Origin of the sequence: Hydrogenophaga sp. PML113, assembly GCF_001777155.1 — a bacterium.
Lineage (GTDB): Bacteria > Pseudomonadota > Gammaproteobacteria > Burkholderiales > Burkholderiaceae_C > Hydrogenophaga > Hydrogenophaga borbori.
The window spans coordinates 347,298-359,332 of sequence record NZ_MIYM01000004.1; the positions used below are offsets into that span (position 1 = coordinate 347,298).

Consider the following 12,035-nt stretch of genomic DNA (forward strand, 5'->3'; position numbering starts at 1 on the left):
GGTCCGCCGGTGGGGCCCTCAATCGAGGGTCTGCCGGTAGCGCGCGAGCGCGACCACGGCCGCCACCAGCAGAAAGGCCAGCATGGGCCACAGCTCGGGCAACACGTCCGCCAGCGTGCTGCCCTTGAGCAGGATACCGCGCACGATGCGCAGGAAGTGCGTCAGCGGCAGCACCTCGCCGATGGCCTGCGCCCAGACCGGCATGCCCCGGAACGGGAACATGAAGCCCGACAGCAGCATCGAGGGCAGGAAGAAGAAGAAGGTCATCTGCACCGCCTGCAGCTGGTTGCGGGCGATGGTCGAGAACGTGAAGCCCACGCCGAGGTTGGCCACGATGAACACCCCGATCATGGCCAGCAGCAGCCAGACGCTGCCCACCATCGGCACCTCGAACAGCACGAAGGCCGCGCCCAGGATCACGCCGAGCTGCAGGTAGCCGATCAGCACGTAGGGCAGGATCTTGCCCAGCATCACCTCCGCCGGCCGCACCGGCGTGGCCAGCAGGCTCTCCATGGTGCCGCGCTCGCGCTCGCGGGTCATGGCCAGGGAGGTCAGCATCACCATGGTCATGGTCAGGATGGTGCCGATCAGGCCCGGCACGATGTTGTAGCGCGACAGCCCCTCCGGGTTGTAGCGGCGGTGCACGCGCAGATCGAACGGCGGCGCGGCCGCCTGCAGGCCGCGCAAGGGGCCCACGAGGTCGTGCTCCAGCGCCCGCGGCACCAACTGCGACAGCGCCGCGATGGCGTTGGCCGCCGCCGACGGGTCGGTGGCGTCCACCGAGACCAGCAGCGCGGGCGTCTCGCCGCGCAGCAGCCGGCGCGAGAAGTCGGCCGGGATCGCCACCACGAACTGCACCTCGCCCAGGGCGATCAGGCGCTCGGCCTCGGCCTCGCCGGCCGGCTGGTGGGTGATGCGGAAGTAGCCCGTGTTCTCGATCGCGCTCACGATGGGTTGGGCCAGCGCGCCCCGGTCGGCGTTCACCAGGGCGGTGGGCAGGCCCTTGGGGTCGGTGTTGATGGCGTAGCCGAACAGCACCAGCTGCAGCACCGGAACACCGACCGCCATGGCGAAGGTCAGGCGGTCGCGCAGCATCTGCTGGAACTCCTTGACGAACACGGCCAGCGTGCGCGCCCAGGAAAGGCCGTTCATGCGCGCCCCATCAGGTTGATGAACACGTCCTCCAGGCTGGCCTCGATGCGCTGCACGCCGAAGCCCTGCTGCTCGAGCGCCCGCAGGCGGGGCTCCACGGGTGCCGCGTCGCGCGCACTCAGGTGCAAGGCATTGCCGAACGCGGCCACGCCGAGCACGCCGGGCCAGGCGCGCAGCGGCGCGGCGAGCGCGCCCACCCCCTCCCCTTTCAGCGACCACACCACCAGCCCGGCCGCGTCCAGAATCTGGCGCTCGCTGCCGCGCGCCAACACGCGGCCGTCGACGATGTAGACCAGCTCGTGGCAGCGCTCGGCCTCGTCCATGTAGTGCGTGGACACGAGCACGGTGATGCCCTGGTCCGCCAGGTCGTGGATCTGGTCCCAGAACTCGCGCCGCGCCTTGGGGTCGACGCCAGCCGTCGGCTCGTCGAGCAGCAGCAGGCGCGGCTCGTGGATCAGGCAGGCGGCGAGCGACAGACGCTGCTTCCAGCCGCCGGACAAGGCGCCGGCCAGTTGCCCCTGGCGCGCGGCCAGTCCCAGCCGTTCCAGCGTGCGCGCCACCACCTCGCGCCGCCGCGGCAGTTCGTACAGGCGCGCGACGAAGTCCAGGTTTTCGCGGATCGACAGGTCCTCGTACAACCCGAAGCGCTGCGGCATGTAGCCCACCTGGCGTTTGATCCGCGCCGCCTGCTCGCGCAGGTCCAGGCCCAGGCAGGTGCCGCTGCCCGCGTCCGGGCGCAGCAGGCCGCACAGCAGGCGGATCGTCGTGGTCTTGCCGCTGCCGTTGGGGCCGAGGAAGCCGCAGATGCGCCCAGCGGCCAGCTGCAGCTGCACGCCATCGACCACCTTGCGTCCGCCGTAGGCCTTGGTCAGGCCACTGACGTCGATGGCCAGCGCGCTCATGGCGTGCCCGCGGCGGGGCGCTCGACGTCGACCGGCTGCCCCGGGTGCAGGCGCACCGCGTCGGCGGACTCGGGCCGGGCCTCGACCATGAACACCAGCCGCGCGCGCTGCGCGTTTGAATAGATCACCGGCGGCGTGTACTCCGCCTGCGCGGCGATGTGCGAGACACGGACCTGCAGCGGCGCGCCACAGCCGTCGCAGCGCGCCGCCAGGGACTGGCCGAGGCGGATGCCGGACAGCTCCGCCTCGGGCACGAAGAAGCGCAGCTTGATGTTCCCCGGCGGCAGCAGCGCCAGCACCGGCTGGCCGGCCGGCACGAACTCGCCGGGGCGAAAGAAGACGTCGTTCACCACGCCGGCCGCCGGCGCGAACCGCCGCGTCTTCTCCAGCTGGCGCTCGAGCAGGCGCAGGGCGCCGCCCGCCGCCGCCACGTTGGCGCGGCTGGCTTGCTGCTCGTCGCCGCGCGCGGGCAGCTGGGCGACCCGCAGCGCGGCCGACAACTCGTCGACCCGCGCGGCCGCCGCGCGCTGCCGCGTGCTGGCGTCGTCGACCTGGGCCAGCGACACGAAGCCCTGCGCCAGTAGGCGCTGCTGGCGCTCGACCTCGCGCTGGGCCAGCGCGAGCGCCACCTGGGCCTGCGCCAGCTGCGCCCGGATCACCGCCTGCTCGTCGGCGCGGCGCCCCTTCTCCAGATTGGCCTGTTGCGCCTGGGCGGCCTGCAGCCGCGCGGCGGCCTCGTCCCGGGCCGCGGTTTCGCTGGCCGCATCCAGCTCGAACAGCGGCGCCCCGCGCGCCACGGTGTCGCTGGCGCGCACCTCGAGGGACTCGAGGGTGCCCGCCAGCGGCGCGGCCACGTAGACGAAATCCCCCACCGCATAGCCGGACCAGGTGGCGGGCGGCTCGGGCGAACAGGCCGCGAGCGCCAGCGCGGCGGCGGCGCAAAGTCCGCGGGCGACGGGGGGTGCGCTGGCACGGCAGAACATGGCGCCAGCTTAGAGGAAATGGCCGCCGGTGTCCCCCGGCTGGCCATGACCTGGATCAAGCCGGCGCGCTGCCGGCGACCGCCTCAATCCACCTTGAGCTTGACCGCCTGGAAGATGCGCGTGAGGCGCTGGGCCTCGGCGCTGTAGAACTTCTGCGCCTGGGCCAGGGGCATGGCGCGCTTGAGCGCCACGCCGCCCGCCTCGCGTGTGTAGTTCTCGAATTCAGGTCCCTGCAGGGCGGTGTCGACCGCGCGGTGCAGCGTGGCCACCACCTCGGCCGGCACCTGGCGCGGCAGGAAGACACCGGTCCACACGGTGTAGACGAAGTCCTTCAGGCCATCCCCGTCGCCCAGGCGCGGCACGCCGGCCACCGGCTCGGCCGCGGCGTTGGCGATCAGGCGCAGCGAGCCCTGCTCGATCAGCTTGGCCGTGCTGCCGGCCATGGGCAGGAAGGCGATGTCGACCTGTCCGCCGAGCAGGTCATTGAGCGCCGGCGCCAGCCCCTTGTAGGGCACGTGCAGCAGCTGTCCGCCCGTGAGCGACTTGAAGTGCTCGCCCATGAGGTGGTAGAGCGTGCCGCTGCCCGGCGTGGCATAGCTCAGCGCCTTGGCCGACGGGTTCTTCATGTGCTCCAGCAGCTGTTGCACCGAGCGGATGTTCAGGCTGGGCCGCACCACCAGCGCAATGTTGGTGTACGACAGCTGCGACACCAGGACCAGGTCCTCGGGCTTGTGGCGCACGTTGGGCATGGTCAGGGGCGGCAGGATGGGCTCGGCCACCGTGGCCAGCAGCACCGAGTGGCCGTCGGGCGGCGCCGACAGCACCTTGCCCACGCCGAGCGCGCCGCCCACGCCGGCGAAGTTCTCGACGATCACCACCTCGCCCAGCGCTTTCTGCACCAGGGGCTGCATGACGCGCGCCACCATGTCGGCGGGACCGCCCGCGGGGAAGGGCACCACCAGCGACACGCGGCGCGCGGGGTAGCTGGCCTGCGCGAAGGCCAGGGGGGCGATGGGACTCAGGGCCGAGGCCGCGGCGGCGGCCAGCAAAGTGCGGCGATGGAACGTCATGGGCTTGTCTCCGGTGAGGGGGATGGGAATCAGGCAGCGGCCTTGTCGGCGCGCGCGCCGCGGCCCTGCCGGGCCTGGTCGATGCGGTACAGGCGGGTGGCGTTGCCGCCCATGATGAGTTCGATGGCGTGGTCCGGAATCTCCGGCATGCCCAGCGCCTTGGCGTGTTCGTTGATGCCCTGCACGGTCTTGTGGAAGGTCCACATGAAGGGGTTCTCCGAGCCGTAGAGCAGCCGCTCCCAGGGATTCACGCAGCCGAAGTCGTGGATCAGCTGGTAGACGGTGCGCGGGTGGTAGAAGCCCAGCGCGCTGAGGTCGGCGTGGAAGTTGGGGTTGCGCGCGACCACGCCCATGGCCTCGGCCGCGTAGGGGTAGCCCAGGTGGCAGATCACCACCTTCATGTCGGGGAAGCGCTGGCCGACCTCGTCGAGCAGCCAGGGCTGCTGCAGTTTCATGTCGGCGCCGCACACGGGCGTGAAACCCATGTGGAAATGCACCGGCACGCCCAGCGCCGTGGCCGCTTCGTACAGCGGGTCGCAGGCCTTGTCGCGCGGATCGAAATGCGCGTAGGTGGGGTAGAGCTTGATGCCGCGGAAGTCGAGGTCGCGCACGCAGCGCTCCAGCTCGTCGGCCGCGCCCCAGGGGTCGACGATGGGGTCGGCGCTGCAGATGCCGATGAGGCGGCCGTTGGAGGCCGCCACCTGCTTGGCCACGAAGTCATTGGGCACGTCGTAGGGGCGGTGCTCGGGCTTGAGCACGCGGTTCCAGTTGCCCGCGAGCACGCAGCAGACGTCGATGCCGACCTCGTCCATCACGTGCACCAGCATCTCGCCGTCGCGCCGCTCGGACTTCACCTCGGTGCTGTGGTAGCGGAAGCCCCGCTCGCTCCAGTTCTTGCGCAGCTGCTTGTACACGTGCTCGGACACGTGCACGCCGGGCTGGCCCAGGTGGATGTGGTTGTCGACGACGAACATGCGGTCTCCTGTCTCTTGGTGGTCTGTGACGGGAGTCGAATGGTAGACGTCGAATAGTTTGATGTCAAACTAATAGACATCGAATCAACAGAGGGCGCGTGCTATCCTGCCGCCCCGCATGGCCGCTCCCCCCGACACCCCCTCGCCCGCCCTGGGCAACCTCGACGCCTACCTGGGCTACCACCTGCGCCGGGCGCACAACCGCTCGCTCAAGCGCATCGACCAGGCGCTGGCCAAGCTGCAGCTCACCACCGCCATGTACGGCGTGCTGGAGCTGCTGAGCTGCAATGCGGAGTTGTCGCAGGGGCGGCTGGCCAAGGCGGTAGGACTGACCAACCCGTCCATGGTGCCGCTGGTGGACAAGCTGGCCGAGCGCGGCCTGGTGGAGCGCTGCCGCCACGAGCACGACCGCCGCAGCGTGCACCTCAAGCTCACGTCCGAGGGGCGGCGCTTCTGGACGCGCGCCGCGCGCGTGGTGCGCGAGCACGAGAACCACCTGCGCAGCGGCCTGTCGGACAGCGACGTGGCGGAGCTGATCCGCCTGCTGGGCAAGGTCGGGGAGTAAGAAGCCGCGGGCGCGCGCCGGCGCCCGGGCGGGCTCAGGCCTCGCCGGCCCCCAGGCGGAACACCGAGACCGTCGACACCAGTTCGTCCGCCTGCTGGCGCAGGCTGTTGGCGGCCGCGGCCATCTGCTCCACCAAGGCGGCGTTCTGCTGCGTGGTCTGGTCCAGCTGCACCACCGCCTCGCCCACCTGGCCCACGCCAGCGCTCTGTTCGCCGCTGGCGGTGCTGATGTCGGACATGAGCCGCGACACCTTCTGGATGGAAGCGATCACCTCGCGCATCGTCTGGCCGGCCTCGTTCACGAGCACGGTGCCCTGGTCCACGCTGTCCACGCTGCTGCCGATCAGGGCCTTGATTTCGTGCGCGGCCTGGGCCGAGCGCGTGGCCAGGTGGCGCACCTCGCTGGCCACCACCGCGAAGCCGCGGCCCTGCTCGCCCGCGCGCGCCGCTTCCACGGCAGCGTTCAGCGCCAGGATGTTGGTCTGGAAGGCGATGCCGTCGATGACGCCGATGATGTCGGCGATCTTGCGCGAGCCGGCGTTGATGTCGCCCATGGTGTCCACCACCCGCTGCACGGCCGCGCCGCCCTGCTCGGCCAGCTCGCTGGCCGAGCGCGCGAGCTGATCGGCCTCGCGCGCGTGCCCCGCGTTCTGGCCGACCGCCGTGCCCAGCTGTTCCATGGACGCGGCCGTCTCTTCCAGCGCGCTGGCCTGGCCTTCCGTGCGGCCCGAGAGGTCCTGGTTGCCCTGCGAAATCTCCGAGCTGGCCGTGGCCACCGCCTCGGCGCCCTGGCGCACGCGCGCCACCACGCCCGCGAGGTCGCGCTGCATGCGCGCCAGCTGGGCCATCAGGCTGTGCTGATCGCCCGGGCGCACGGGCACGGGCTGGCCCAGATCGCCGCGCGCCACGCGCTCGCTGACCGCCACGGCCTCGGCCGGCTCACCGCCGAGCGGGCGCAGCACCAGCCGCTGCAGGGCCCAGAGCAGGCCCAGCGAGACCAGCGCGACCGAGACGGCGCCCAGCGTCCCGGCGGTGACGCGCAAGGCGTTCACCTCGGCCAGGATGCGGTCCTGCGGCACGGTGGCGGCAAAGGCCCAGAGCGAGCGGTCCTTGCCCACTTGCACCGGCACGTAGATGCGCGTGACCTCGGTGTCCAGGCGCGGGTCTTCGTGGTTGACCCGCACCACCCGGCCATCGCGCAGGGAGGCGTTCAGCGGCTCGCGCTCGTCGGCCGCCGTCAGCTCGCGCCCCACGTTGGCGGGATCCCGGTCGCCCACGAACAGGCCGCCCGCGGACAGCAGGCTGGCGTAGCCGGTGTCGTAGACGCGGATCGCGCCCACCTTGTCCTGCAGGCTGGACAGCGCCACATCGATGCCCGCCACGCCGACCAGGCGGCCGCCCATCACGATGGGCACGGACGTGGTGGTGATCAGCACCTCCTTGCCCGCCACGGTGTACTTGTACGGCTCGATCAGCGTCTCCTGGCCGCTGCGCTTGGGCAGCTGGTAGTAGTCACCGGCGCCGGGCTTGTCGTAGTCCACCAGGACCTCCACCGACGCCACGCCGCTGCCGCGGTTCCAGTAAGGGATGTAGCGACCCGAGGCGTCGTGCCCGGGCTTGCCCGCGAACTCCGCGTCGCGGCCATCGAAGGCGTCGGGCTCCCAAGCAGTCCACACGCCCAGGAACTGCGGCGATCCCTCCAGCACGCTCTTGAGCAAGGCGTCGGCCTGCGCGCGGTCGGCGCGACCGCTCGCCTTCAAGCCAGCCAGCGACTGCGCCAGGGTGCGCGCGGCCGTCATGGTGGCGTTGAGCTCGGCGCCGATCTGCGCCGCGTTGCGCGTCGCGAGTTCCTCGGCGTACATGAGCGCCGTCTTCTCCTGCAGCTGGCCCGCCTGGCGCGTCAGCGATACCACCGTGGCCGCGAAACCGGCCAGCACGACGCCCACCACCATCAGCAGCAGCTTGGTGCGCAGGCTCAGGGAGGCGAGCCAGGGGCCCGGGGAAGGGGACTGGGAAGACAACACGCGCGATTCCTTTCGTCGGCCGACATGACCGCCAGGGAATCTCCCACGTCCGCCGCCCCGTGAAGCCGGGAACAGCGCGGCGAAGCGGCGCTTATTCCGCCGCCAGCCGCTCCAGCCCGCCGAGGTAGGGTCGCAGCGCGGCCGGCACGGTGATGCTGCCGTCGGCGTTCTGGTGGTTCTCCAGCACCGCCACCAGCGCGCGGCCCACCGCCAGGCCAGAGCCGTTGAGCGTGTGCACCAGCTCGTTCTTGCCCTGCGCGGTCTTGAAGCGCGCCTGCATGCGCCGCGCCTGGAAGGCCTCGCAGTTGGAGCAGCTCGAGATCTCGCGGTAGGTGTCCTGCGCCGGCACCCAGACCTCCAGGTCGTAGGTCTTGGCGGCGCCAAAGCCCATGTCACCCGTGCACAGCGCGACCACACGGTAGGGCAGCTCCAGCTTCTGCAGGATGGCCTCGGCGTGGCCCACCATCTGCTCCAGCGCCGCGTAGCTCTGGTCGGGGTGGGTGATCTGCACCATCTCGACCTTGTCGAACTGGTGCTGGCGGATCATGCCGCGCGTGTCGCGGCCCGCGCTGCCGGCCTCCGAACGGAAGCAGGGGCTGTGCGCGGTCAGCTTGATGGGCAGATCCGACTCGGCCAGCACGCGCTCGCGCACGGTGTTGGTGAGGGAAATCTCCGAGGTGGAGATGAGGTACTGCTCGGCCGCGGCTTCATCGCCCCCACCCGCTGCGGCATCACCGGGGCCCCTCCCCCGGTAGACCCAGAACATGTCGTCCTTGAACTTGGGCAGTTGGCCCGTGCCCTCCAGCGCCTCGCGGTTGACGATGTAGGGCGTGTAGCACTCGGTGTAGCCGTGCTCCAGGGTCTGCACGTCCAGCATGAACTGGGCGAGCGCGCGGTGCAGGCGCGCGATCGGGCCGCGCAGGAAGCTGAAGCGCGAGCCCGAGAGCAGGGCGCCGGTCTCGAAGTCCAGCCCCAGCGGCGCGCCCAGGTCGACGTGGTCGCGCACCGGGAAGTCAAAGGCGCGCGGCCCCTTGCCGCCAGGGCTCCAGCGGCGCACCTCCACGTTGCCCGACTCGTCGCCGCCCACCGGCACGCTCTCGTGCGGCAGGTTGGGCACGGCCATCAGCAGGGCCTGCAGCTCGGCCTGGATCACGTCCAGCCGCGCGGCGCCGGCCTCCAGCTCGGCCTTGATGGTGCCGACCTGGGCCATGGCCGCCTCGGCCTCGGCGTGCTGGCCCTTGCCCTTGAGCATGCCGATCTGTTTGGACACGCTGTTGCGCTGGGCCTGCAGCTCCTCGGTGCGGGTCTGCAAGGTCTTGCGCTCGCCTTCGAGGGCCTGGTAGGCCGCGACGTCGAGGTAGGGCTGGGGCTGCTTGCGCGTCTCGAGCCGGGCCACGGTGGCGGGCAGGTCCTTGCGCAGTTGAACGATGTCGAGCATGGAAAAGGGGCGGTGGAAGGAATCAGGGGGCGCTGGTGCCGCCGAGCTTGAGGCCCTTGGGCAGCGGGAACTTGACGGTCTCCGACAGGCCGTCCATGGAGCGCACGGATATGGCGCCGAAGGCCTTGATGCGGTCGACCACCTGGCGCACCAGGATCTCGGGCGCCGAGGCGCCGGCCGTGAGGCCCACGCGCGCGCGGCCCTCGAACCACTCGGGGCGCAACTCGTCGGCGCTGTCCACCATGTGGGCCGGCGTGCCGCGCTTGAGCGCGACCTCGCGCAGGCGGTTGCTGTTGGAGCTGGTGGGGCTGCCCACCACGATGACCACGTCGACCTGGGCGCTGAGCAGCTTCACCGCGTCCTGCCGGTTCTGCGTGGCGTAGCAGATGTCCTGCTGCTTGGGCTCGCGCACCTGGGGAAAGCGCGCCTTCACGGCGGCCAGGATCTCGGCCGCGTCGTCCACCGACAGCGTGGTCTGCGTCACCACCGCGAGCTTGTCGCCCAGCGCCGGGCTCAGGCGCGCCACGTCGGCCACGTCTTCCACCAGGTGGATGCCGCTGTCGAGCTGGCCCATGGTGCCTTCCACCTCGGGGTGCCCTTTGTGGCCGATCATGATGAACTCGTAGCCCTCGCGGTGCAGCTTGGCCACTTCCACGTGCACCTTGGTCACCAGCGGGCAGGTGGCGTCGAAAACCTGGAACCCGCGCTGCGCGGCCTCGTTCTGCACCGCCTTGCTCACGCCATGGGCCGAAAACACCAGGGTGGCGCCCGGCGGCACGTCGGCCAGGTCCTCGATGAAGATCGCGCCCTTGGACTTGAGGTCGTTGACGACGTAGGTGTTGTGCACGATCTCGTGGCGCACGTAGATGGGCGCGCCGAACTTGGCCAGCGCGCGCTCGACGATCTCGATCGCGCGGTCGACCCCGGCGCAGAAGCCCCGCGGCTCGGCCAAAACGATGTCTTGCAGCGACGCCATCACAGCACCCCGATCAGTTGCACCTCGAAGCGCACGGGCTGGCCGGCGAGCGGGTGGTTGAAATCGAACAGCACCGCGCCGTCCTCGCGCACCTCGCGCACGGCCCCGGCATAGGTGCCGGTGCCGTCGGGCGTGGGGAACTGCACCACGTCGCCCACGGCGTAGCGCTCCAGCGGATCGCCCAGCTGGTCGAGCAGCTTGCGCGCCACCCACTGCTGCATCTCGGGCTGGCGCTCGCCAAAGGCCTCGCCAGGCGCCAGGTCGATGACGGTGCGCGTGCCCTCCTCCAGGCCGATGAGGCGCTGTTCGATGGCCGGCGACAGCTCGCCCTGGCCCAGGCTCAGCGTGGCGGGCTGGCCATGGAAGGTATCGATGATGACCTGGCCGCCCGCATCGCTCATGCGGTAGTGCAGGGTCAGGAAGGAGCCGGGCTGGACGTGGGACATGGCGGGGGTGGCGATGCACCCGGGGGGATGGGGTGAAACGCGTATTGTAAAAAGCGCCGGCCACCCAGGGAGCCAAGGCATGCAAGTCCATCCGGGGGTCGGGCTCAAGGCCCTGCCCAGCGACGCGCGACCGCGCGAAAAACTGCTCGCGCGCGGCGCGAACGCCCTCAGCGACACCGAGCTGCTGGCCGTGCTGTTGCGCACCGGCCTGGCCGGCAAGCACGTGCTGCAGCTCGCCCAGGAGCTGCTGGACACCTGCGGCGGCATCGCGGGCCTGGTGGCCACCGACGCCGCGGCGCTCGGCCGGATCAAGGGGCTGGGGCCGTCCAAGCGCGCGCTCATCGCGGCCGTGATGGAGATCGCGCGCCGCGCCCTGGCCCAGCCGCTGAAGACCCGCGAACTGCTCAACGACCCGGCGGCGGCTGGCGATTTCCTTCGCCTGCAGCTCGGCGACCGCCCGCACGAGGTCTTCGCCGTGCTGCTGCTCGACAGCCAGCACCGCCTGATCGCCTTCGAGGAGCTGTTTCGCGGCACGCTCAACCAGGCCAGCGTGTTCCCGCGCGAGGTGGTGCTGCGCGCCCTGCACCACCAGGCCGCCGCCGTGGTGCTGGCCCACAACCACCCCAGCGGCGTGGCCGAGCCCTCGGCGGCCGACGTGGCGCTCACCCGCAGCCTGTGCGACGCGCTGGCCCTGGTGGGCGTGCGGGTGCTCGACCACATCGTGGTCACGCGCGAGCGCGCCGCCTCCCTGGCCCAGCTCGGGCTTCTCTGAGCCCCGCGCCACGCGCCCGCGGCCCGGCCCGACAATGCGGGCCATGAAGGTGAACGCCCTCAGCGAGCTCCAGTCCATCCGCCACGCGCTGGCCGAGCGCCGCGCGCGCGAGGCCGCCGAGCGCGAAGCCGAGCGCCTGACCGCCGCGCGGCGCGAGCGCGAGCGCCGCCTGTTCGAACTCGCCGTGGGCCCCGTCGAACGCCTGCCCGCGCACGGCCGCGCCGAGCCCGCCCGCCGCCCGCCCGAGCCCCGGCCCCTGCAGCGCGAGCGCGACGAGGCCGCCGTGATGCGCGAGGCCCTGTCCGACGAGTTCGACGTCGAAACCCTGCTGCACACCGACGAACTGCTGAGCTACCGCCGCCCCGGCCTGGGGCTGGACGTGGCGCGCAAGCTGCGCGAGGGCCGCTGGGCGATCCAGCGCGAGATCGACCTGCACGGCCTGCGCACCGACGAGGCGCGCGAAGCCCTCGGCCGCTTCGTGCGCGAGAGCCACCAGCAGGGCCTGCGCTGCGTGCGCGTGGTGCACGGCAAGGGCCTGGGCTCGCCAGGCCGCGCGCCGGTGCTCAAGGGCCGGGTGCTGCGCTGGCTGGTGCAGAAGAAGGAAGTGCTGGCCTTCGTGCAGGCCCGCCCGGCCGACGGCGGCGCGGGCGCCCTGGTGGTGCTGCTGCGCCCGGCGTGACGCCCTGCACGCCCGCCGCCCCGCGTGGCGCCGCCGGCCGGCCCGGACGAGACCG

12 protein-coding genes are annotated in these 12,035 nt (G+C 71.6%); 3 read left to right on the plus strand and 9 right to left on the minus strand.

Features of this window, described 5'->3' with window-relative positions; genetic code table 11:
* Positions 1-18: 18 nt before the first annotated feature.
* The 5 genes from BHU06_RS10100 to BHU06_RS10120 form a co-directional block, all read right to left on the minus strand.
* The gene (locus tag BHU06_RS10100) at positions 19-1,152 is read right to left on the minus strand and encodes an ABC transporter permease (protein WP_070399036.1); all 1,134 of its coding nucleotides are present in this window, start codon (positions 1,150-1,152) and stop codon (positions 19-21) included.
* Positions 1,149-2,054 (minus strand): ABC transporter ATP-binding protein, encoded by a 906-nt coding sequence (locus BHU06_RS10105; RefSeq protein WP_070399037.1) that lies wholly within the window; start codon positions 2,052-2,054, stop codon positions 1,149-1,151. The genes BHU06_RS10100 and BHU06_RS10105 overlap by 4 nt, the downstream gene beginning before the upstream one ends.
* Positions 2,051-3,037 carry an HlyD family secretion protein gene (locus tag BHU06_RS10110; protein WP_070399038.1) on the minus strand — a complete coding sequence of 329 codons (987 nt, stop codon included), beginning with the start codon at positions 3,035-3,037 and terminating at the stop codon, positions 2,051-2,053. Before BHU06_RS10110 ends, BHU06_RS10105 begins: the two co-directional genes overlap by 4 nt.
* An 83-nt stretch (positions 3,038-3,120) precedes the next feature.
* Positions 3,121-4,107: a tripartite tricarboxylate transporter substrate binding protein gene (locus BHU06_RS10115; protein WP_070399039.1), complete on the minus strand. Its 987-nt coding sequence runs from the start codon at positions 4,105-4,107 to the stop codon at positions 3,121-3,123.
* 29 nt (positions 4,108-4,136) lie between these two features.
* Complete coding sequence (locus tag BHU06_RS10120; RefSeq protein WP_070399040.1) at positions 4,137-5,081, minus strand: amidohydrolase family protein; 945 nt, start codon at positions 5,079-5,081, stop codon at positions 4,137-4,139.
* Between the two features lie 118 nt (positions 5,082-5,199).
* On the opposite strand from BHU06_RS10120, the gene BHU06_RS10125 reads away from it, so the two are divergent.
* The gene (locus BHU06_RS10125) at positions 5,200-5,646 is read left to right on the plus strand and encodes a MarR family winged helix-turn-helix transcriptional regulator (protein ID WP_070399041.1); all 447 of its coding nucleotides are present in this window, start codon (positions 5,200-5,202) and stop codon (positions 5,644-5,646) included.
* A 34-nt stretch (positions 5,647-5,680) separates the two neighbouring features.
* Here the strand turns inward: BHU06_RS10125 and BHU06_RS23110 are convergent, their stop codons facing one another.
* The 4 genes from BHU06_RS23110 to BHU06_RS10145 form a co-directional block, all read right to left on the minus strand.
* The gene (locus tag BHU06_RS23110) at positions 5,681-7,666 is read right to left on the minus strand and encodes a methyl-accepting chemotaxis protein (RefSeq protein WP_083293150.1); all 1,986 of its coding nucleotides are present in this window, start codon (positions 7,664-7,666) and stop codon (positions 5,681-5,683) included.
* 94 nt (positions 7,667-7,760) lie between these two features.
* Complete coding sequence (gene serS, locus BHU06_RS10135; protein WP_070399042.1) at positions 7,761-9,107, minus strand: serine--tRNA ligase; 1,347 nt, start codon at positions 9,105-9,107, stop codon at positions 7,761-7,763.
* A 22-nt stretch (positions 9,108-9,129) separates the two neighbouring features.
* Positions 9,130-10,083 (minus strand): 4-hydroxy-3-methylbut-2-enyl diphosphate reductase, encoded by a 954-nt coding sequence (gene ispH, locus BHU06_RS10140; RefSeq protein WP_070399043.1) that lies wholly within the window; start codon positions 10,081-10,083, stop codon positions 9,130-9,132.
* Positions 10,083-10,529, minus strand: a complete 447-nt coding sequence (locus BHU06_RS10145; protein ID WP_070399044.1) for a peptidylprolyl isomerase — start codon at positions 10,527-10,529, stop codon at positions 10,083-10,085. The genes ispH and BHU06_RS10145 overlap by 1 nt, the downstream gene beginning before the upstream one ends.
* A 79-nt stretch (positions 10,530-10,608) precedes the next feature.
* Between BHU06_RS10145 and radC the strand changes: the two genes are divergently transcribed.
* The gene (gene radC, locus BHU06_RS10150; RefSeq protein WP_070399045.1) at positions 10,609-11,301 is read left to right on the plus strand and encodes a DNA repair protein RadC; all 693 of its coding nucleotides are present in this window, start codon (positions 10,609-10,611) and stop codon (positions 11,299-11,301) included.
* Positions 11,302-11,335: 34 nt separating this feature from the next.
* Positions 11,336-11,980, plus strand: coding sequence for a Smr/MutS family protein (locus BHU06_RS10155; protein WP_070399046.1), 645 nt, complete (start codon positions 11,336-11,338; stop codon positions 11,978-11,980).
* Positions 11,981-12,035: the final 55 nt, after the last annotated feature.

Excerpts from the sequence above, each read along its gene's own strand:
- BHU06_RS10100 (WP_070399036.1), bottom strand. The coding sequence starts at position 1,152 with ATGAACGGCCTTTCCTGGGCGCGCACGCTGGCCGTGTTCGTCAAGGAG.
- BHU06_RS10125 (WP_070399041.1), top strand. The coding sequence starts at position 5,200 with ATGGCCGCTCCCCCCGACACCCCCTCGCCCGCCCTGGGCAACCTCGAC.
- ispH (WP_070399043.1), bottom strand. The coding sequence starts at position 10,083 with ATGGCGTCGCTGCAAGACATCGTTTTGGCCGAGCCGCGGGGCTTCTGC.
- BHU06_RS10145 (WP_070399044.1), bottom strand. The coding sequence starts at position 10,529 with ATGTCCCACGTCCAGCCCGGCTCCTTCCTGACCCTGCACTACCGCATG.
- BHU06_RS10120 (WP_070399040.1), bottom strand. The coding sequence starts at position 5,081 with ATGTTCGTCGTCGACAACCACATCCACCTGGGCCAGCCCGGCGTGCAC.
- serS (WP_070399042.1), bottom strand. The coding sequence starts at position 9,107 with ATGCTCGACATCGTTCAACTGCGCAAGGACCTGCCCGCCACCGTGGCC.
- radC (WP_070399045.1), top strand. The coding sequence starts at position 10,609 with ATGCAAGTCCATCCGGGGGTCGGGCTCAAGGCCCTGCCCAGCGACGCG.
- BHU06_RS10105 (WP_070399037.1), bottom strand. The coding sequence starts at position 2,054 with ATGAGCGCGCTGGCCATCGACGTCAGTGGCCTGACCAAGGCCTACGGC.
- BHU06_RS10110 (WP_070399038.1), bottom strand. The coding sequence starts at position 3,037 with ATGTTCTGCCGTGCCAGCGCACCCCCCGTCGCCCGCGGACTTTGCGCC.
- BHU06_RS10155 (WP_070399046.1), top strand. The coding sequence starts at position 11,336 with ATGCGGGCCATGAAGGTGAACGCCCTCAGCGAGCTCCAGTCCATCCGC.
- BHU06_RS10115 (WP_070399039.1), bottom strand. The coding sequence starts at position 4,107 with ATGACGTTCCATCGCCGCACTTTGCTGGCCGCCGCCGCGGCCTCGGCC.